Below are 21,660 nucleotides of genomic sequence, written 5' to 3'. Positions count from 1 at the left end.
CATCCAATCTTCACTATATAATTTCTTAGCGAAAAAGAGCTATTAGCTTTCGCTTCTAGCTCTCTTATCTCATTACTTACGGTATGTAAAGAGAATACAATACAGATGCTACTCTCTTTCTTTTTGCAGTATATCTTTTAATTCTTCAATAAATACATTTAAATCTTTAAATTGGCGATATACAGAAGCAAAACGCACGTAAGCAACATCATCGATATCACGTAGTTCTTCCATAACAATTTCACCAATCATATCACTTTTCACTTCTGATATACCTAAATTACGAAGTTCACGTTCCACGCTTTGAGTTACTTCTTCTAATTGTCTTAAAGATACTGGCCTTTTTTCGCACGCTTTAATTAAGCCACGTAAAATCTTTTCTTTATTAAACTCTTCTCGTGTTCCTTCTTTTTTTACAACGATAAGAGGTGACTCTTCCACTCTTTCAAATGTCGTAAAGCGGCTTAAACAGCTTTCACACTCTCTCCTTCTTCGAATAGAGCGCCCCTCGTCTACCGGACGCGAATCTAACACTCTTGTACCATTATGAGAACAGGATGGACAACGCAATATATTCACTCCTTTACACTATACTCTTTATTTTTTCTCTACTTACTTCATCTGACAATATATATACATTATTATATAACTCATTTTAACTCTCTTACCACTTTAAGTTTAAGCGCATTATTTTATCATCTCGTTTTTAAAAATACGATGATAGATGCGTTGTTAACTTATTCGTAAGAGCTCCATTTATTCAACTAACGAGTACGTTATATTTTCCCTTTTTTATAAACTAAAAAAGAGGTGCATTATACACCTCTTTACATTTTAAATCAATTATGTTCTTTTTTAAAGAGCTTTTGTTTCTCTCTGCTTAATTTCGAAGCTACCAGTGCCTCGAGGAAGCTCGATGCTCTCACGCGTTTTCGCGTTTAAACCTTCTGCAATATATTCTGCAGCAACATTTGGATCAATACGATCCCCACAAGTATAAACATCAATACTTGCGTAACCGTGCTCCGGAAAGCTATGAATTGTTAAATGTGATTCCGAGATAATTACTACTCCACTTACACCTTGTGGTGCAAATTTATGGAAAGCAACCTCACGCACTTCAGCACCAGCTCTTAGTGCTGCATCCACAAATAATTGTTCAATATACGGCATGTCATTAAGCTTGTCGAAATCGCAATCCCAAAGTTCAGCGATCACGTGACGACCCATCGTATCCATAGTATCCATTCTACAGTTCCCCCTTGTAAATTTATTCTAACTGTTCGAATTGAAAACTAATTTGCAATTTGGCTTGCTCCACTACCACGGGGGAAAGTTAGTCCAGAGAGGTCCTAACCCTTTAAGTAGTGACTACGTACCTCAGCTCTTAAGTTTACGAGTGTTAGTATACTTTGTTTATTTTCATTTTGCAACAACAGTTTTTTCGATTTTCTGTCATATTTTCCTCTTTACTTTTCCCTAAAAAAAATAAATGATTCACAAATACAGTAACCCCAACGTTTCGTGGTATGTCCACTTTCAAAAATATACTCCTATAATTTTTTTCCTTTTCAGAAAAAAATAAAAAAAAGAGGGCAAATATTCCACTTGCCCTCTCCCTTATTCACTTAAATATGTTGCACATTTTCTTGCTTCGCTAATTCGTCAACAACTAACGTTACAAGATCTACAACACGACGAGAGTAGCCCCACTCGTTATCATACCAAGCAAGCACTTTCACTTTACGATCACCCATTACCATTGTAGATAAACCATCAATGATAGCTGAGTGTGTATTTGTATTAAAGTCAATAGATACTAAAGGCTCTTCGCTGAATTCTACAATGCCTTTTAACGCACCGTTTGCAACAGTTTTGAATGCATCATTAATAGCTTCAACTGTCACATCACGTTTTACATCTACTACTAAGTCAACAAGAGACACGTTTGGTGTTGGTACACGAAGTGCCATACCGTGAAGTTTTCCATTTAAATGCGGAAGAACTTTTGCTAGCGCTTTCGCAGCACCTGTCGTTGTCGGAATAATTGATTGTCCGCAAGCACGTGCTCTTCTTAAATCTTTATGTGGGTTATCAATATTTTTTTGGTCATTTGTATAAGCGTGAACTGTCGTCATTAAACCGTTTTCAATTCCAAACTGCTCATCTAACACCTTCACAACAGGCGCTAAACAGTTTGTTGTACAAGATGCATTTGAAATAACAGTATGTTTTGTAATATCTAATTGGTCTTCGTTCACACCAACTACAATTGTTACATCTTCATTTTTACCAGGCGCTGTTAAAATAACTTTTTTCGCTCCAGCTTCAACGTGAAGAATTGCTTTTTCTTTTGAATTAAATTTACCAGTTGCTTCAATTACAACTTCAACACCTAAATCTGTCCAAGGCAATTCCTTTGGATCGCGGTTGTTTAAAAGGCGAATCATTTTCCCATCAACTAATAAGTGATCTTCAAATGCTTCTACTGTTCCGTCAAACTTACCGTGAACTGTATCATATTTAATTAAATGTGCTAACGTTTCAGATGGATAGCTTGCATTGATTGCTACAATTTCGAATGCGCTTTCTTTTATTGCCTGACGAAATACCATTCTCCCAATACGTCCAAATCCATTAATTGCCACACGAGTCATAATATGTTATCCCCCTTGAATGCGTTATACTATTTATCTCCAATCCCAATAATAGTATAACACAAAAAGGGGATATGTCACTAAGCATTTTCATTAATTTCACAATTTTTTAGTCAATAATGTTCCATTTCTTTAAAATCGCCTGTAATTGTGTTTTCGTTCCCATAATTGTGCCATCATTATTTATCACTTCATCTGCATTTTTCACTTTTTCTTCTAACGGCATTTGAGATTGAATACGAGCTGTTGCTTCTTCTTCTGAAAAATTATTTCGCTTCATTAAACGTTCTAATTGCGTATGTGGCTTAACTGCTACAACTAAAACGCGGTCAACGAGACTTGTTAATTTACTTTCAAATAAGAGAGGAATATCTAACACAACCGCTTGCATACCTTCTTTTATGTACATTTCCTTTTGCCTATTCATTTCCTCACGCACTGCAGGATGAACAATTTTGTTTAACTGCAATCGTTTCTCTTCATTATAGAAAACGACACTTCCTAATTTCGGTCGATCCAGTTCTCCATCTTCTTGTAATACTTCCGTTCCAAACACTTCTACAATTTTGTTATATGCTGGTTTTCCTTTTTCTACAACTTCTCTTGCAATAATATCTGCATCAATAACTGGTATACTGAGCTCGCGAAACATTTGAGATACTGTACTTTTTCCGCTTGCAATACCTCCCGTTAATCCAATTACTACCGTCATCATAACCCTCCTCATAATAAAAGGCGCGAAACTAATGTTCCACGCCCGTACTTACATTTTCCAAATTCCAATAATAATGAGTAATACCCCAGGCAGGAATGTAAATTTTTGCAACCATTTCATATTTGATAAAACCGTTCCAAGTTTCATTCCAATAAATAAAAACAAAGAACTCATCACTGCAACTAATATCGCCATCATAGCAGGTGCATACCCTAATAAAGACGCACCAATTCCAGCACCGAATGAATCTACAGAAAGAGCGATACCAAGAAGCAATGCTTCTCCTGCAGAAATGGTGCCTGATTTATCGAAATCTGCTACAGTCGGTTTCCGTAAAATTTGAATTACTAACCCAAGCGAGGCAATCTCTAATTTCCAGACCTTCTCCTCTTGCTTCGGTTCTTCTTTTTTCTCACTTCGAAAAAATTGATATAATACCCAAATCCCTATTCCAATAAGAACAAGCCCACCGATACGCGTTGCGATAACAGGTGAAAATATTTTCGCGATCATATGTCCAATTCCCATTGAAACAAGCATAACAGCGGCTGAACACATTCCGATAATTATAATTGATCTTAGTGGAATTCTTACGCTTCTTAAACCATATGTTAGCCCTACACTACAGCTATCTAAGCTTAATGTAAAAGCTAATAAAATAAGAGATAAATAAAGGTACATCGGTAAGCTCCTCCCTTATACATAGCTCTGCTGTATGTATATGACAAATGCCTATCCGATGTTATCTCTTTTCTATATTCTAGGCTGACAAATCGGGCAGTAATGCGTTCCTCTTCCGCCAACAACTGTTTTTTCTAATATCGTACCGCAAGTCACACACGGTTCTCCTTTTTTTCCATATACATTTAGAAGTTCTTGGAATGAGCCAATTTGCCCTTGTGAGTTGATATACGTTCGAATCGTACTTCCGCCACGTTTCACGGCTTCGCCTAACGTTGTAACAGTCGCCTCATAAATCCGCTCAATTTCTTCCGCTGTTAAAGAAGACGCTTCTCGTTCTGGGTGAATTTGAGAACGGAATAAAACTTCATCTACATATATATTTCCAAGTCCTACTAAAAGACGCTGGTCTAACAATACAACTTTTATTTTCCGATTTGTCTTTTGCAATCTCTCATGTAAATACTGTGGTGTCAATTCAGCATCAAATGGCTCTGGACCTAAGTCAGCTAGAGGCATTTGATTCATTTCCTCACCTTTTTTAAAGAGATGCATCGTACCGAACTTTCTCACATCTTTATAATGTAATTCAGTTCCATCTGTAAACAAGAAACGGACGTGCGTATGCTTATCAATTGGTTCATCCTCTTGATGCAGTAAAAACTTACCTTCCATACGCAAATGTGAAACAATAACATAATTCGTTACATATAAAAGCAAAAACTTTCCTCTTCGCTTTATATTTTCAATCGTCTCGCCTTTTAGCATTTCTTTAAAGATTTCTGCATCATCTGGGCGTTTTACTATTTTGGGATAGGTAACAATGACGTCTTCAATTGTTTTTCCTGTTACAAGATTTTCAAGTGTCCGTCTGACGTTTTCAACCTCTGGTAATTCAGGCATTTCATCACTTCCTTATTTTGCGTCGTACCAAGTTGGACCGTAAGAATAATCAACTTTCAGTGGAACTGCCAGTTCAATTGCATGCTCCATTACTTCTGGTACAAGCTTCTCTAATTTTTCAACTTCTTCTTTTGGTGCCTCAAATATTAATTCATCGTGTACTTGCAGAAGAAGACGCGCTTGTAATCCTTCTTCTTCTAAACGATCTGCCATAATAATCATCGCTTTTTTAATAATATCTGCTGCAGTACCTTGAATTGGTGTATTCATAGCTGTACGCTCAGCAAAGCTACGCAAGTTGAAATTACGACTCGTAATTTCCGGAATGTAACGGCGACGATTTAATAATGTAGCCACATATCCTTTTTGCTTCGCATCTTTTACGATGTCATCCATATATTCTTGTACACCAGGGAAACTTTCTAAATACTTTTCAATAAATTCCGCTGCTGCTTTTCTTGTAATTCCTAAGTTTTGTGAAAGACCATAATCACTAATACCATACACAATTCCGAAGTTAACAGCTTTCGCTTGTCGTCTCATATTTGAAGTTACTTCATCTTTTTCAACGCCAAATACATCCATCGCTGTTTTTGTATGAATATCCATGTCATGTTGGAACGCTTCAACTAGCCCTTTATCATTGGCAATATGAGCTAATACACGAAGTTCAATTTGTGAATAATCGGCCGCGTACATAATCCATCCTTCTTCTGATGGAACGAATGCCTGACGAATCTTTCTTCCTTCTTCTAATCGAATCGGGATATTTTGCAAGTTTGGATCCGTTGAACTTAATCGACCTGTTTGCGTTAATACTTGATTGAAGCGAGTATGAATTTTAGATGAATCTTCATGTACAACTTTTAATAAACCTTCAATATAAGTTGAATTGAGTTTCCCTAATTGACGGTAATGTAAAATGTTTGGAATAATTTCATGGTGATCCATCAGCTTGTCTAATACATCTGCTGATGTAGAATAACCTGTTTTCGTCTTCTTAATAACCGGTAAGTTTAAATTCTCAAACAGAATCACACCAAGCTGCTTCGGTGAATTAATATTAAATTCTGTTCCCGCCAGCTTATAAATTTCCTGTTCCATTTCCTTTAATCTACCTGCAAGTTCTTCTCCCATATTACGAAGACGTTCTGTATCAACTTTTACACCTTTTACTTCCATATCAGCTAATACACGTGCAAGTGGTAATTCCAACTCTGTAAACAGTTCATATTGCTCATTCTTTTCTAACTCTTCAACAAATGTTTGCTTTACATCATATAATACATGCACTTTACGAGCTACATGCTCCGCTACTATCTCTAACTCTGGAACAGCACGCTTCGCACCTTTTCCGTAAACTTCTTCATCAGATTTCACAGCATGCGTTTCTTTCATTTTCGCTACAGTACGGAAATCTTTATCTGTATCAGCTGGATCAAGTAAGTAAGCAGCGATTAATAGATCAAAGTCAATCCCTTGCATATCTATACCGTTCCATTTCAGCGCAACGATCGCACGCTTCGCATCAAATGTATACTTTCTCATTTCTCCATCTGCAAGCCACTCTTTAAAAGCATCTGATTTAAGTGCAATGTCTGTCTGAATAAAGTAACATCCATTTTCATTTTGAATACCGAAACCTTGAATGTCTGCTTTATGATAGTTATCTTCTTGTACTTCAACGATAAGCGCACTATCTTGCTGAAGCATTTCTTCTGTAACTTCTTCTACAATATCAAATGTAATATCATCTAATTCAGCCGGAGCTGTTTCTTCTGGCGTAACACCTAATTTGCTTAAAAGAGATGTAAATCCTAAATTCTCGAACATTGGAATGACATCACTTGCTTCATATCCTTTATACTCCATATCATCCACATTCACAGTAATCGGTGCGTCTGTAATAATGGTTGCAAGATCTTTACTCATAAGAGCTTGGTCTTTATTTGCTTCCAGCTTTTCTTTTAATTTCTTCCCGCTTACTTGATCTATATTTTCATACACTTCTTCAACCGTTCCAAACTGTGTTAACAATTTAATCGCAGTTTTTTCACCAACTCCTGGTACACCTGGAATATTATCTGATTGGTCTCCCATTAAACCTTTCATATCGATAATTTGCTTTGGTGATAAGCTGTATTTTTCAAATAAAGCTTCTTTCGTATATTCGTCTACTTCCGTAATCCCTTTTCGAGGAATACATACAAGCGTGTTATCAGAAACAAGTTGAAGTAAGTCTTTATCTCCTGAAATAACTTTTACACTTGCGCCTTGTTCACTCGCTTCTTTCGCTAGCGTTCCCATAATGTCATCCGCTTCATAATTTTCTAATTCATAACGTGGTACATTGAATGCATCAAGCATCTCACGAATAAACGGGAATTGCTCTGATAACTCAGGCGGAGTCTTTTGACGTCCCCCTTTATACTCACTATATGTTTTATGACGGAATGTCGTTTTCCCCGCATCAAATGCTACTAACATATGCGTCGGTTTTTCTTCCTCTAATATTCTCATTAACATCATTGTAAAACCGTAAATTGCGTTCGTATGTATACCTTTGTCGTTATTTAAAAGCGGTAGTGCAAAGAAAGCACGATACGCGATATTATTACCATCTACTAATACGACCTTTTTTTCCAAATCAGAAACCTCCCCATACAAATTTGAAATGATTTTTTTCACAGAAAAAAACCGTTTCTTTCCTCTCTCTATATTAACATGACTAATAGAGAGAAGAAAAATAACGGTTATTTTCTTTCATATATAAAACAGACTTATATTGGCATAAAGGGAAGTGACGAGAACAGCTTAACTATTCTCGTCCAAAATTACTCCTTGGATGAAGGGGTTTTCATGTATTATATTAACAGAGCTTTATTAATATTTAATTAAGCCATTGTTAATATATTGTAAACATCCTTCATCCTATTTTTCAGTTGCTGATTTTGGTAAAACAACTGTAAACGTTGTCCCTTCCCCAACTTCACTATCCACTGTAATCGTACCGTGATGCGCCTCAACTAAATGCTTTACAATCGATAACCCAAGGCCTGTACCACCAGTATTTCTACTTCTCGCTTTATCCACTCGGTAAAAGCGTTCAAAAATACGCGGAATTTCATCTTTACTAATACCAATTCCAGTATCCGATACTTTTATATAAGCATTATATTTATCTTCCGCTAATTCTACAGAAACAACGCCTCCAGCCGGCGTATATACAATTGCGTTATTCATTAAATTAATAAAGATTTGTTGCAAGCGACTTGGATCTCCAATGACAGAGACACGTTTTAGCGTATTTACTTGTAAAGAGATTTCTTTTTCTCCCGCTTTATTATCAAGCACCATATGAATATCTTCAAGAAGCCCCTTCATATCAACGGTTCCCATACTCAATTTAAACCCTTGTTGCTCAATCTTTGATAAATCTAATAAATCTTCAATTAACCCTTGCATACGTTCACTTTCTTTTAAAATAATGTGTAAGAAATGTTCGCAGAATTTTTTATTATCCATAGCACCGTCTAAGAGCGTTTCTGAAAAACCTTTAATAGAAGTAATCGGCGTTTTTAGTTCATGAGAAACATTCGCTAAAAAGTCTTTTCTCATTTGTTCTAACTTTTTCAGCTCAGTAATGTCATGGAATACAAGGACAATCCCCTTCCATTCATGGTTCGTCCCGATAATCGGTGCTCCATATACTTCGAAATGCTTTCGCTCAATTCCAAGTGGCAATAACATTTGTTTGCGCACTTTCACTTCTGTCATAAAGATTTCTTCCACAAGCTCTATAATTTCCGTATGATGAAACGATTCATAATATAAGCGATCTAAATATTCTTCATCTGTGACGTGGAAAGTTTCCTTATACGAACGGTTTACAAGGTTTATATAACCGCGGCTATCAATTAAAATCATTCCACTTCCCATATTTTCAATTAACGTATGCAGACGATCTTGTTGCATTTCTTGTTCAAGCGTCATCTCTTGTAAATTACGAGCTAAAATATTAATCGCTTTACTTAACATTCCCGTTTCATCCGAATGACTTTCATAAGCGCGCGCTTTATAATTACCTTTCGCTAATTCGATGGCAACTTTCGTAACGGATTCAATTGGCCTAATATATTGCCCTGTAATTTTCATACCTAAAAATACGACGACGAGACATGCAATAACGAATCCAATAATTAATAATCCCCACGTTTTTTGATGAACGTCTTTCAAAGGCTCAATTGTGCTTTTCACCAAAATGTATCCTTGTTTCCCTGTTACATCTTGCACGAACACCGCATGGTAAAATTCGTTATTTTGATCTGCTTCTTTCGTAATGACTTTATTTCTTTGTTTCTTTGTTTCAGAGGAAAGTTCTTTCATTATCCCTTGGCTAAACGCAGACTGTTCTCCCCCGCTATATTGAACTTTCTTTTTCTCATCTACAAAGGCAATAGAAGCCTGTATTTTTTCTTCTAACTTTTCAAATACATATGGATTTTTTAAAACATCATCAAAACCTTGTTCTTCTGCTAATACCGCAACATACTCTGTCTCTTTTACCATTCTCTCTTTTGCATGATCTATATAGTAGTTTTCAAACACGGTTTCTAGCAATAAACCGAGTCCCACTAAAATAAACACAATAAGAGAAACAAATGTAAAAAGAAGCCTGGAACGAAATTTATTCATCCCCTTTTGGCTCCTCTAATTTATATCCTAAACCACGTATCGTTTTAATGTACGTCGGTTTTTTCGTATTTTGTTCAATTTTATCGCGCAAATGGCTAATATGAACGTCAACAATTCGTGTATCACCAGCAAAATCATAGTTCCATACAGCACTTAATAATTGATCACGCGTCAACACACGGCTCTTATTTTTCGCAAGATAAACAAGTAGTTCAAATTCTTTTGGTGTTAATTCAAGCTTTCTTCCTTGGAAATAAGCTTCATAAAATTCCGGCAAAATTTTAAGTTCAGCAATTGTGATGCTCTCTTCATCTGACGTTTCTGTAACTTGCTCTTCTTGTTGTAATTTCGTACGGCGTAAAATTGCCTTCACACGTGCAACAACTTCCCTTGGGCTAAATGGCTTCGTCATATAATCATCCGCCCCAAGTTCAAGACCTAGCACCTTATCAAACTCATCATCTTTTGCTGTTAACATTAAAATTGGCGTCATAACGCGCTGCAATCGTAATTCTTTACATACTTCCATACCATCCATTTTTGGAAGCATTAAATCTAATATAATTAAATCTGGACGTTCTGTTGTCGCTTTTTGCAGCGCCATCTCACCATCCATCGCTGTTATTACTTCAAAACCAGCTTGTTGTAAATTAAATTCGATTAAAGTTAAGATAAACTCCTCATCATCAACTACTAAAATACGATTGTTCATTCTTTTCCTCCAAGTTATAGACTTGAAACCTTCTTCATCCTAGTATTTTCCCCGTTATTCTCATCATACTAGAAAACAAGGTCCCTCTCAATATAATTGTCTATTCATGGAGCTCGTTTATACTACTGTTTCGTAATATAGAAGCATTTATAAATTCATTCCTTCTACCACCGTTACCCAAACTTTATAGATGACCCCATCTATTCCAAAGTGTTCTTCCTTATGAACTATCCACACTCTCTCCTGCGCTAAGAAAAAAGATAGAGCGTACGCTACTTTATAATCCAGCTTTTCATATCTATCAAATACTCTTCCATACATCTCGTTTACGACCCCTTCTGCCCGCATTTCAGCTTCTCTTATCGTTTCAAAAATAACGTCTTCTCTTTTTCATCTCACCTTAAAAATCACTCCTTTCATTGACTTAAATCATTAAATAAATATATATTAATTATTGTTAATTAGAAAATTGGAATATAAGAGATGAGGAGGTTCTATTATGCGACTATTACTACCTATTCTAACTTTAGTAGTAACATGTATTCTTACTTTCAACGCTCCGAGCTGGGATACAATTAAAACGGGTTGTTCAGATTTCGCCGAAGGGTTCAAAGAGGGATTCTTCAACTAAAAATAGCGCTAGCCCCCTTATGAAAGGTATGCTAGCGCTATTCACATTTTCATGTTTTAAAAATTATCTAATGCTCTTTCCATAATAGAGACTGATTTATAAGGTGGCGTTACTGTTAATGAGCCTTTCACAACAGTATCCCCTTTTTCATCATGAGCAGATACAAGCATATCAATTGTATGTTCCTCCTCAGAAACAGCCACAACTTCAAAATGGATTTGTAACGTTTCATAATGGTGAACATGCTTCACGAACGTAAGGTCCTTCCTAGTAATATGACTACCTGGACCTGGTAAATATTTCGTAACTGCCGTTGTAATCATTCCAGTTAGCATAATGCTTGGTACAATCGGCTTTTCATACGGAGTTTGGGATGCGTAATCATGCTGAATATATAATGGATTGGCATCATTCGTTAACCCTAAGTACAATAACAAATCTTTATCCTCAATTTTTTCAGTGATAGATAATTTCTCTCCTACTGTAATTTCATCCATTTTACGACCAATTTGAACTTTTTTCTTTAACATGTTACAACCCCCTCCGATTTTTTCACCTTATTATCCTACTAAAAGCGATACTTGATCCGACATTTACTATGATGAGGGCAATGTATAGTATAAATCTACAGTTTCATTATAGGACATTACAAATGATAGCGTTTTCATATTATTTCAAAAAAACATTTGTATAAATAGTAGAAAAAGATTCGGGGCCCCGAATCTTTTTCTACTTATATTTAATGATTAAACAAGAACCTTCATAACATTACGTACAGATTCTACAGAGCGATCTAACGCTTCTTTTTCATCTGCAAGAAGTTCTAATTCAATAATTTTTTCAATTCCGTTACCACCTAGAATTACTGGTACCCCTAAGTAAAGGTCACTATAACCGTATTCACCTTCAAGGTACGCAATAGCCGGTAATACACGGCGTTGATCTTTTAAGATTGCTTCTGTCATTTCAACCAAAGAAGCAGCTGGTGCGTAATATGCACTACCGTTTCCTAATAAGCCTACAATCTCGCCGCCCCCTTTACGGGTACGTTCTACGATTGCTTCTAAACGCTCTTTCGGAATTAACGTTTCTAACGGAATGCCACCTGCATATGAATAACGTACAAGAGGTACCATATCGTCACCGTGTCCACCAAGAACAAATCCTGTAATGTCTTTCACAGAAAGATTTAATTCTTGTGCGATGAATGTACGGAAACGAGCTGTATCTAATACGCCCGATTGACCGATAACACGCTCTTTCGGGAATCCTGCTTCTTTAAATACAGAATATGTCATTGCATCAACTGGATTTGTTAATACAACAATAATCGCATTTGGTGAATGTTTTGCAATGTCGCGCGTAATACTTTTCATAATTTTGGAGTTTGTTGCTACTAAATCATCACGGCTCATACCAGGCTTACGCGCAATACCTGCTGTAATCACAACAACGTCAGAATCAGCAGTATCTGCGTAATCAGATGTTCCAATAATGTTAGCATCAAAACCTTGTACTGGGCTCGCTTCTAACATATCTAACGCTTTCCCTTTTGTTGGATTTTCCAGCTGTGGAATGTCCACTAATACAACATCTGCAAGTTCTTTTTGTGCTAATAAGAATGCTGTTGTTGCTCCTGTAAATCCTGCACCGATGACTGAAACTTTCTTGCGTTTGATTGTCATAATTTACCCCCCGCTTTAATTATGCGTTTTTGATTATCGCTACATCCATGTTTTTAATAAGTTCATTAGCGAACTCAGAACATTTCACTTCTGTTGCACCTTCCATTAAGCGTGCGAAATCATAAGTTACTACTTTTGAAGCAATTGTTTTCTCAACTGAAGCAGTTACTAATTTCGCAGCTTCGTTCCATCCTAAGTGCTCTAATAATAATACACCAGAAAGAAGAACTGAAGATGGGTTTACTTTATCTAAACCTGCATATTTTGGAGCTGTACCGTGCGTAGCTTCAAAGATAGCATGTCCAGTTACATAGTTAATGTTTGCACCAGGTGCAATACCAATTCCACCTACTTGTGCAGCAAGTGCATCAGAGATGTAGTCTCCGTTTAAGTTCATTGTTGCAACAACATCGAACTCACGTGGACGAGTTAAAATTTGTTGTAAGAAGATGTCTGCAATAGAATCTTTTACGATGATTTTTCCAGCCACTTCAGCGTCTGCCATCGCTTTATTCGCTGCATCTTTACCATCTTTCTCAACGATGCGATCATATTCAGCCCAAGTAAATACTTTGTCGCCGAATTCTTGTTCCGCTACTTCGTAACCCCAGTTTTTGAAAGCACCTTCTGTGAATTTCATAATGTTTCCTTTATGAACTAATGTAACAGAAGAGCGTTTTTCGTTAATTGCATATTGAATTGCAGCACGAACAAGACGCTTTGTCCCTTCTTCTGAGATTGGTTTAATACCAATACCAGATGTTTCTGGGAAGCGGATTTTATTAACACCCATTGCTTCTTTTAAGAAAGCAAGAACTTTTTCTGCTTCTGGAGATCCTTGCGCATATTCAATTCCAGCATAAATGTCTTCTGTATTTTCACGGAAAATAACCATATCAGTATCTTCCGGACGTTTTACAGGTGAAGGAACACCTTCAAAATAACGAACTGGACGTAGACATACATATAAATCTAATTCTTGACGAAGTGCTACGTTTAGAGAACGAATACCACCGCCAACTGGAGTTGTAAGTGGACCTTTAATCGCGATTAAATATTCACGAATTAAATTTAAAGTTTCTTCTGGTAACCACTCGCCTGTTTGGTTGAATGCTTTTTCCCCTGCAAGCACTTCTTTCCAAACGATTTTCTTCTCACCATCATAAGCTTTTTCAACTGCTGCTTCTAGTACACGAGATGCAGCTGCCCAAATATCAGGACCAATTCCATCTCCTTCGATAAATGGAATAATCGGATTGTTTGGTACATTCATAACACCATTAGTTACAGTAATTTTTTCACCTGTCGTCAATGTGATAACCCCCATGTTTGAAATTTCATATGTATGAAACTGAGGGAATAACCCCTCAGTTCAAACCGTTAGTCAAATTAAAATATTCTAATCATTACATCTTTCCGAAAAAATCAGACTTTTGAAAGCGTATTTTCACTATCAAAATAGTGTTATTCGCTTATCGTTGTGCAATTGGAACATACACTTGATGTGTTGGTCCATTATAATCAGCACGCGGACGGATTAAACGGTTATTTTCATATTGTTCTAGAATATGAGCTAACCAGCCTGACATACGGCTAATTGCAAAAATAGGTGTAAATAAGTCATGGTCAATTCCTAAACAATGGTATACAGAAGCTGAATAGAAATCAACATTTGGTGGAAGACCTTTTTCTTTTGTTACAATGTCTTCAATTTTGATAGACATATTATACCATTTCTCTTCTCCTAAAAGCACGCATAATCTCTTAGACATTTCGCGTAAATGTTTTGCACGCGGATCACCCTGCTCATATACACGGTGGCCAAAGCCCATGATTTTCACTTTATTTTGAAGAGCATTATGAATATATGATTCTACATTTTCTTCTTCGCCAATTTCAGTTAGCATCTTCATTACATTTTCATTTGCCCCGCCGTGAAGAGGACCTTTTAACGCACCGATTGCTGCTGTAATACCAGAATATACATCTGAAAGTGTAGCTACACAAACGCGTGCAGTAAATGTAGAAGCGTTTAACTCATGATCTGCGTGAAGTACAAGCGCCTTATCAAAAGCTTCAATTTCAACTTCATTTGGCTCGCGATCATTTAACATGTACAAGAAGTTTGCAGCTAATGATAAATCATTTCTAGGCTCAACAACATCTAAACCTTTACGGATTCTTGCATAAGCAGCAACTAAAGTACCCACTTGAGCCTGTAATTTAACCGCTTTCAAATAATTGGACTTTTCGTCCATAATTTCAGCGCTCTCATCGTATAATGATAGCATGGAAATTGCAGTTCGTAAAACAGACATCGGATGTGCGATTTTTAAATCTACTTGTTTCAAATATGCTAAAATCTCACCTGGAACTTTATAGTATTCCGATACAATCTCATTAAATTTCGCTAGTTCTTGCTCGTTAGGAAGCTTGCGATGCCATAATAAGTACACTACTTCTTCAAATGTAGCATTCTCAGCTAAATCATCAATATTATACCCAACATAAGTTAATGTATCATCAATAATAGAGCTCACAGATGATGTTGTTGCTACTACCCCTTCTAAACCTCGAATAACAGTCATGACATTCTCTCCTTTTCCTGAAAATTCTCCCAACCTTGCTCCTTATATCTATTTGCTCCCCTTTTGAATTATGAACGCCCGTTCACTCTTTAGGCAAGCAAAATGCACGATCATGCAAATTTGTTGCGATGTTCCCCTCTTATTGTCCATTGTCTACATGGAAAGCATGAGCGTGAATGTCTCCCCGAATCCTCACGCTCAAAACAACAAGTTAGTGAGGAAAATTAATTCCGAAGAGTTTTATGATAAAAACAACATAAAACAATATCATTATAAAATTGTTTTATGTTGTTTTTATTTTATCTGGTGTAAAGTCTCTGCTGTTATGTAACTTTTCAAAGTTTCTAATCCTATTATAAACAATTATCTGACTTTTGTGAACAGAAAGAATTCAAAAATTTTATATTACTATAAAATTCCTTATTTAAACATCTGTATAATACTCATTACTGCATAGGCAATTCCAGCCCCAATTAATGGACCTACAGCGACCCCATTAAATAAAGCAACTGCTATAATTGTCCCGAAAACGAGCGCAGTTGTAATATGAGGATCTGTCGTTAATAATTGCACGCCGCCTTTTGCTAACAAAGCAACTGCTACCCCTGAAGCTAAAGCAATCCATGCATAATACGATTTCGCTGCTTCTCCAAGTTGCTTAAACCCTATTTCCCCCGTCGCAATCGGTACGAGTACTGCTATTGTAATAACCGTAACACCGAGGTTAATCCCTTTCGTTTGTAGATAAGGAAAGACTTTATCCCCTAGAAATGTAAATTTCAATAGAAATAACACACCAATAGCTACAGTAAGCGATTGGTTTTTCGCAATAAGTCCTATAATAAGTAGTATGAATAAAAATAACGTTGACTGACTAATCATGTTTGCACTTCCTTTCTGAAAATAATGAACTCATTTCCAAACAAAAATACCTTTAAACCTATCGTTATACATGCTATATCGATGCCTATTCAACATGAATCACTTCATTTTTTTGCGTATTTTAAAATGACAAACTGAGACTTTCACCATCCAAATGTAAGCATGTATACATTTTAAAAAACGGGCGTCTCTCCTTTCTTTTCTAATTAGAAACAGGTAAAATAAAAAGAAGAGAAAATGAAGTTTTTACCATATAGTAGAAGCATCAACACCAAGCTTTCACAGTCACTCACGTACTGAAAAAGCAGGAAAATTCCATCATTCCACTATAACATAAAGTGAAACTTTAATCAGTGGGGCACACTCGTTATAAGTTGAACGAATTAGGATAATCCAAATTGGAATGGGAGGTATACATCTTTGAATCGAAACTTACTATATATGATATTGCGACTCGTATTTGTCATTGTAGCGACGGTAGCAGGGTTCTATGCATTACTATATGTGTCAGGGCTTATCTATCCTTTTATTATCGCTTTCGCATTTGCTTATTTGATTAATCCTGTCGTCAATTTCCTAAATCAAAAACTACAATTTCCTCGCGCACTCGCAGTACTCGTTAGCTTAATTCTCGTATTTGGAGCTATCGTCGGACTCGTGACATATCTTGTAACAGAAGCGATATCTGCCACAACATACTTACTACAACTTGTTACAGTAAAATTTCCGGATATCGTTACATTCGCTCAGCAGTTTGCACTTAATCATATTATGCCTCTCTATGATGATTTAATTTCTAAATTTAATCATCTTGGGGAACCACAGCGCTATACGATTACACAAAACATTCAAAACTTAGGAACCGAAGCAACGACGCAAATGAAAGAACTTTTAACCGCTATTATAAGCGGGTTAACAAATTTCATTAGTGCACTACCAACTACTTTAACTGTACTTGTTTTCGTTTTATTAGCCACTTTCTTCATTAGTTACGATTGGCATCGTCTTGCTCAGAAAGTAAGAAAGTTTTTGCCTAACCGTGTTCATGGCTATGGAAAAACTATTTTTGTGGATTTGAGAAAAGCTTTATTCGGTTTTGTTAAAGCGCAACTTACACTCGTATCTATGACAACTGTTATTGTACTAATCGGACTTTTAATATTACGCGTACCATACGCCATTACTATCGCGATTATTACAGGGGTTGTAGATTTACTCCCATATTTAGGAACAGGAGCTGTCTTCGTTCCTTGGGTTATATACGTATTTTTCACTGGCGACACTGCTTTCGCCATCGGTCTTCTCATTTTATACATCGTCGTGATTGTCCAAAGACAAATTATGGAGCCAAAGGTACTTTCATCTAATATCGGCCTTGATCCATTAGCAACACTTATTGCTCTATTTGTCGGATTTAAGCTCTTTGGCTTCTTAGGATTAATCATCGGTCCAGTCACCTTAGTACTACTTAATACATTGCACAAAGCTCGTGTATTCCATGATTTGTGGAAATATATTAAAGGCTCACCTTCAAAATAATAGTTTCTAATTCATACACAACAAAAAACTTACATGTAATCAGTGGGAAATTCCCACTGATTATTCCTTGTACTTATTTTTCATACTCATTACATAAAACAAGAGAATTGCACTCAAAAAAGATAATTCTCTTGTTTTTTTGCATAAAAAACGCATATTTCTTGGTGATTATACATATTTATTCTATTTGTTTTATTTTTATTACTTACATTTATTGCTTTTTATGTAAATGAATAAATATACAAAATGATATAAAATTAGACTTACATTAAGCTTTTTACTGCTTTCATTTCATTTTTTTCGTGCCAATTCATTCTTTTATACACAAAAACAAGTATCCCCCCTAAAACACACTTATTCAGAACTACTAACTCCTCAAACCACATATCCAATTGAAAAGTACACAGCAAATATAACAAAGTAAAACTTTAACCCGTATAGATTTTGTCCCCTATTGATTATTAACCTTTACATTTGCCACATGTTAAGGCAGCATAAAGCACATCTTGAATTAACTAAGAATTAACTAAGCTTTAACCATCCTCTCATCCTATTACAAGCAAAAAAATAGTGCTTAGATCGCTATAATCTAAGCACTATTTCTGTACAATAATAGTTGAGTTCTTTCTAAACTTCCATTCCATCCACTTCATAATAAACGGTTTTAATAAAGCCCTCGTCATCGGAATAACAAAGATAAAACCTATTATATCCGTTACATATCCAGGGAGTACTAAAAGAATACCTCCTACAAAGATAAAAATACCATCTAGTACTGCCGCTCCTGGCATTTCTCCTCTATTCAACTTAGATTGAATCTCTCCAAGCACTTTAAACCCTTGTCTTTTCGCCAAATATACACCTACAACACCTGTAAATACGATCATAGCGAACGTAGACCATAAACCTATTACATGACTCGATCCAATTAAGACTGTAATCTCAATCGCCGGTATTAATATTAACAAGAATAGTAACCACTTCACAGTTCTACACCTCTCTCATATACCATCACTTTTAACGCCCTCAAAACGCTCATATACACCCTATGAAATCCAAATGCTTAATTCCCTTCAAAATTCATACTAGACAGCTTTTAGAAGCAATTTCAGGAACCTCAAGCTAGTTCTATCTCTTTTTTTGTGTAAAAAAAAGAGAAGGACTCCGATCCTTCTCTCCGTATTACTTATAGCACTTCCGCATGTCCATTATAAACAATTCCGCGTGCTGCATCAACTGTTACTTCTTGGCCATTTTTTAAAGTTGCTGTTACGCCGTTTACACCAACGATAACAGGAATACCGATTGATACGCCTACAACAGCCGCATGGCTTGTTAGGCCGCCTTCTTCTACAACTAGAGCAGCAGCTTTTTCGATTGCAGGAATCATATCTTTATCAGTGCTTGTTGTAACAAGGATATCACCTTCGTTTACGTTCGCTACAGCTTCAGCAGCTGTTTTCGCTACAACTACTTTACCTTTTGCAGCTTTACGACCGATTCCTTGTCCTTTAGCAACTTCTTCACCAACAACGTGGATTTTCATTAAGTTTGTTGTACCAGTTTCAGCAACTGGAACACCAGCAGTGATTACTACAGTGTCTCCAAGTCCGATTAGACCTGCATCCATACCTGTTTGAATCGCTGTATCTAACATTTCGTCAGTAGAAGCTGCACGCTTCTCAGCCATAAATGCTTGTACACCCCAAACGAGTGCAAGACGACGTCCTACTTGCTCGTCAGATGTTACAGCTACGATTGGAGATTTTGGACGATATTTAGAGATCATTTTCGCAGTATATCCACTTTCTGTTGGAGCTACGATTGCAGCTACATCAAGAGCAAGTGCTGTATGCGCAACAGATTGGCTAATTGCATCTGTAATTGTTGGAGTGAACTCTTTAATACGTTTTTTGAACATATCTTCATATTGTAATGATTTTTCAACACGTACTGCAATGTTAGCCATCATTGTTACTGCTTCTACTGGGTATTGTCCAGCAGCCGTTTCACCTGAAAGCATGATTGCATCTGTACCATCGAAGATTGCGTTAGCTACGTCACTTGCTTCCGCACGAGTTGGACGTGGGTTACGTTGCATAGAATCTAACATTTGTGTTGCAGTAATAACTGGCTTACCTAACACGTTACATTTTTTGATTAGACGTTTTTGTACTAATGGTACTTCTTCTGGTGGAATTTCTACACCCATGTCACCACGAGCTACCATTAAGCCGTCAGAAACTTCTAAGATTGAATCGATGTTGTCGATACCCTCTTGGTTTTCAATTTTTGGTACGATTTGGATGTATTGAGCGTTATGCTCTTCTAATAATTCACGGATTTCTAATACGTCAGCTGCTTTACGTACGAATGAAGCTGCGATGAAATCAACTTTTTGCTCGATACCGAAGATGATATCTTTTACGTCTTTTTCAGTGATACCAGGAAGCTTAATGCTTACGTTTGGTACGTTAACACCTTTTTTATTTTTTACAGTTCCGCTGTTAAGAACTTTTGTACGGATGTTTCCGTCAGCTTTTTCGATTACTTCTAGCTCAATAAGACCGTCATCGATTAGAATGCGAGAACCTGGATCTACATCGTCATAAAGACCAGCATAAGATACAGAGAACTTCTCTGCAGTACCTAATACTTGCTCAGTAGAAAGAACTACTTCTGCACCTGTTACAAGCTCAGCTTGTCCGTCTACGAAGTCATGAGTACGGATTTCTGGACCTTTTGTATCAAGTAAGATACCAACTGTTTTACCAGTTTTCTTTGAAGCTTCACGAATGTTTTTAATACGAGCGCCGTGCTCTTCATGGCTACCATGAGAGAAGTTTAAACGAGCAACGTTCATACCTGCTTCGATTAATTGCTCTAATTTTTCAATACTTTCACTAGCAGGACCTATAGTACATACAATTTTAGTTTTACGCATATTGCACCTCCGAAAATTATGAAACCGTTCCCAAATATCCGACATTACGCCGATTAGATGGATAATTCTTTAGATAATTGATACATATCTTTATCGATTGTATGCTTTTGAGCTAACGCTTCGATAATGTCATGATCAACAAGTTTGTTATCTTGAATACCTACACAACGTCCACCTTTACCAGCAATTAATAATTCAACTGCTCTTGCGCCAAGACGACTTGCTAATACACGGTCTTGTGCACTTGGTGATCCACCACGTTGTACGTGACCTAATACAGTTACGCGAGTATCAAAGTTTGTTGCTTCTTCAATGTGCTTACCGATGTCAATTGCACTTCCAACACCTTCAGCTACAACGATAATACTGTGTTTTTTACCACGTTCACTACCGCGTTTCAGACGAGCGATAACATCTTCCATGTCATACTCTTCTTCTGGAATTAAGATTGTTTCTGCACCATCAGCTAAACCAGCCCATAATGCGATATCACCAGCGTGACGTCCCATTACTTCGATAACATATGTACGTTCATGAGATGTAGCTGTGTCACGAATTTTATCAATTGCATCAATAACAGTGTTTAAAGCTGTATCGAAACCAATTGTGAAGTCTGTTCCAGGGATATCATTGTCAATTGTACCTGGTACACCAACACAAGGGAATCCTTGTTCAGTTAATTTTTTAGCGCCTTGGTAAGAACCATCTCCACCAATAACAACAAGTCCTTCGATACCGTGTTTCTTTAATTGCTCGATACCTTTTAGTCGTACTTCTGGGTCTTTAAACTCAGGACATCTTGCTGTATATAATTTCGTACCACCGCGGTGGATAATATCGCCAACAGAACCTAGTTCTAATTTTTCAATGTGACCAGAAATTAATCCAGCGTATCCATGGTAAATACCATATACTTCAATATCATGGAAAATCGCTTTACGAACAACTGCACGAATGGCAGCATTCATACCAGGTGAATCTCCACCACTTGTTAATACACCAATACGTTTCATTTGTACTCACCTCAT

20 protein-coding genes are annotated in these 21,660 nt (G+C 36.6%); 2 read left to right on the top strand and 18 right to left on the bottom strand.

Annotation, left to right across the window (positions count from 1 at the left end; translation table 11 throughout):
• Positions 1 to 108: 108 nt before the first annotated feature.
• The 10 genes from nrdR to AC0L0O_RS01625 all read right to left on the bottom strand — a co-directional run bounded on the left by nrdR (position 109) and on the right by AC0L0O_RS01625 (position 10,711).
• Positions 109 to 570 (bottom strand): transcriptional regulator NrdR, encoded by a 462-nt coding sequence (nrdR, locus tag AC0L0O_RS01670; protein ID WP_001203687.1) that lies wholly within the window; start codon positions 568 to 570, stop codon positions 109 to 111.
• Between the two features lie 285 nt (positions 571 to 855).
• On the bottom strand, positions 856 to 1,239 hold the full coding sequence (gene speD / locus AC0L0O_RS01665) for an adenosylmethionine decarboxylase (protein WP_002003660.1): 384 nt from the start codon (positions 1,237 to 1,239) through the stop codon (positions 856 to 858).
• Positions 1,240 to 1,628: 389 nt separating this feature from the next.
• Positions 1,629 to 2,657, bottom strand: a complete 1,029-nt coding sequence (locus tag AC0L0O_RS01660; RefSeq protein ID WP_000198972.1) for a glyceraldehyde-3-phosphate dehydrogenase — start codon at positions 2,655 to 2,657, stop codon at positions 1,629 to 1,631.
• 109 nt (positions 2,658 to 2,766) lie between these two features.
• Entirely contained in the window at positions 2,767 to 3,369 is a 603-nt protein-coding gene (coaE, locus tag AC0L0O_RS01655; RefSeq protein WP_000219304.1) for a dephospho-CoA kinase, read from the bottom strand.
• 51 nt (positions 3,370 to 3,420) lie between these two features.
• The gene (gene ytaF, locus AC0L0O_RS01650; RefSeq protein ID WP_000281740.1) at positions 3,421 to 4,053 is read right to left on the bottom strand and encodes a sporulation membrane protein YtaF; all 633 of its coding nucleotides are present in this window, start codon (positions 4,051 to 4,053) and stop codon (positions 3,421 to 3,423) included.
• A 72-nt stretch (positions 4,054 to 4,125) separates the two neighbouring features.
• Positions 4,126 to 4,956 carry a DNA-formamidopyrimidine glycosylase gene (gene mutM / locus AC0L0O_RS01645; RefSeq protein ID WP_001114480.1) on the bottom strand — a complete coding sequence of 277 codons (831 nt, stop codon included), beginning with the start codon at positions 4,954 to 4,956 and terminating at the stop codon, positions 4,126 to 4,128.
• A gap of 12 nt (positions 4,957 to 4,968) precedes the next feature.
• On the bottom strand, positions 4,969 to 7,602 hold the full coding sequence (polA, locus tag AC0L0O_RS01640) for a DNA polymerase I (RefSeq protein ID WP_473785629.1): 2,634 nt from the start codon (positions 7,600 to 7,602) through the stop codon (positions 4,969 to 4,971).
• Between the two features lie 285 nt (positions 7,603 to 7,887).
• Positions 7,888 to 9,651, bottom strand: a complete 1,764-nt coding sequence (gene phoR, locus AC0L0O_RS01635; protein ID WP_001032128.1) for a sensory box histidine kinase PhoR — start codon at positions 9,649 to 9,651, stop codon at positions 7,888 to 7,890.
• The gene (gene phoP / locus AC0L0O_RS01630; RefSeq protein WP_001065226.1) at positions 9,644 to 10,363 is read right to left on the bottom strand and encodes a two-component system response regulator PhoP; all 720 of its coding nucleotides are present in this window, start codon (positions 10,361 to 10,363) and stop codon (positions 9,644 to 9,646) included. Before phoP ends, phoR begins: the two co-directional genes overlap by 8 nt.
• 147 nt (positions 10,364 to 10,510) lie before the next feature.
• The gene (locus AC0L0O_RS01625) at positions 10,511 to 10,711 is read right to left on the bottom strand and encodes a hypothetical protein (RefSeq protein WP_001200954.1); all 201 of its coding nucleotides are present in this window, start codon (positions 10,709 to 10,711) and stop codon (positions 10,511 to 10,513) included.
• Between the two features lie 151 nt (positions 10,712 to 10,862).
• Between AC0L0O_RS01625 and AC0L0O_RS01620 the strand changes: the two genes are divergently transcribed.
• Positions 10,863 to 10,994 carry a hypothetical protein gene (locus tag AC0L0O_RS01620; protein WP_001238015.1) on the top strand — a complete coding sequence of 44 codons (132 nt, stop codon included), beginning with the start codon at positions 10,863 to 10,865 and terminating at the stop codon, positions 10,992 to 10,994.
• Positions 10,995 to 11,050: 56 nt separating this feature from the next.
• Here AC0L0O_RS01620 and AC0L0O_RS01615 read toward each other — a convergent pair whose 3' ends face one another.
• The 5 genes from AC0L0O_RS01615 to AC0L0O_RS01595 form a co-directional block, all read right to left on the bottom strand.
• Entirely contained in the window at positions 11,051 to 11,524 is a 474-nt protein-coding gene (locus AC0L0O_RS01615; RefSeq protein WP_131370100.1) for a MaoC family dehydratase, read from the bottom strand.
• Between the two features lie 216 nt (positions 11,525 to 11,740).
• On the bottom strand, positions 11,741 to 12,679 hold the full coding sequence (mdh, locus tag AC0L0O_RS01610; protein ID WP_000153232.1) for a malate dehydrogenase: 939 nt from the start codon (positions 12,677 to 12,679) through the stop codon (positions 11,741 to 11,743).
• Between the two features lie 19 nt (positions 12,680 to 12,698).
• The gene (icd, locus tag AC0L0O_RS01605) at positions 12,699 to 13,991 is read right to left on the bottom strand and encodes an NADP-dependent isocitrate dehydrogenase (RefSeq protein WP_000206898.1); all 1,293 of its coding nucleotides are present in this window, start codon (positions 13,989 to 13,991) and stop codon (positions 12,699 to 12,701) included.
• 160 nt (positions 13,992 to 14,151) lie between these two features.
• Positions 14,152 to 15,300: a citrate synthase gene (gene citZ, locus AC0L0O_RS01600; RefSeq protein WP_000503660.1), complete on the bottom strand. Its 1,149-nt coding sequence runs from the start codon at positions 15,298 to 15,300 to the stop codon at positions 14,152 to 14,154.
• Between the two features lie 387 nt (positions 15,301 to 15,687).
• A complete protein-coding gene (locus AC0L0O_RS01595) occupies positions 15,688 to 16,149 on the bottom strand; it encodes a DUF441 domain-containing protein (RefSeq protein ID WP_000625507.1) in 462 nt (153 codons plus the stop codon).
• Between the two features lie 420 nt (positions 16,150 to 16,569).
• Between AC0L0O_RS01595 and ytvI the strand changes: the two genes are divergently transcribed.
• Complete coding sequence (gene ytvI / locus AC0L0O_RS01590; RefSeq protein ID WP_001081401.1) at positions 16,570 to 17,688, top strand: sporulation integral membrane protein YtvI; 1,119 nt, start codon at positions 16,570 to 16,572, stop codon at positions 17,686 to 17,688.
• Between the two features lie 596 nt (positions 17,689 to 18,284).
• Here ytvI and AC0L0O_RS01585 read toward each other — a convergent pair.
• The 3 genes from AC0L0O_RS01585 to pfkA form a co-directional block, all read right to left on the bottom strand.
• Positions 18,285 to 18,674, bottom strand: coding sequence for an FxsA family protein (locus AC0L0O_RS01585; protein WP_000871642.1), 390 nt, complete (start codon positions 18,672 to 18,674; stop codon positions 18,285 to 18,287).
• A gap of 200 nt (positions 18,675 to 18,874) precedes the next feature.
• Positions 18,875 to 20,632 carry a pyruvate kinase gene (gene pyk, locus AC0L0O_RS01580; RefSeq protein WP_001232664.1) on the bottom strand — a complete coding sequence of 586 codons (1,758 nt, stop codon included), beginning with the start codon at positions 20,630 to 20,632 and terminating at the stop codon, positions 18,875 to 18,877.
• Positions 20,633 to 20,685: 53 nt separating this feature from the next.
• Entirely contained in the window at positions 20,686 to 21,645 is a 960-nt protein-coding gene (gene pfkA / locus AC0L0O_RS01575) for a 6-phosphofructokinase (RefSeq protein ID WP_000821163.1), read from the bottom strand.
• Positions 21,646 to 21,660: the final 15 nt, after the last annotated feature.

The organism is Bacillus sp. GS3m_15504 (genome assembly GCF_055825275.1).
This window is presented reverse-complemented; position numbering and strand designations above follow the sequence as displayed.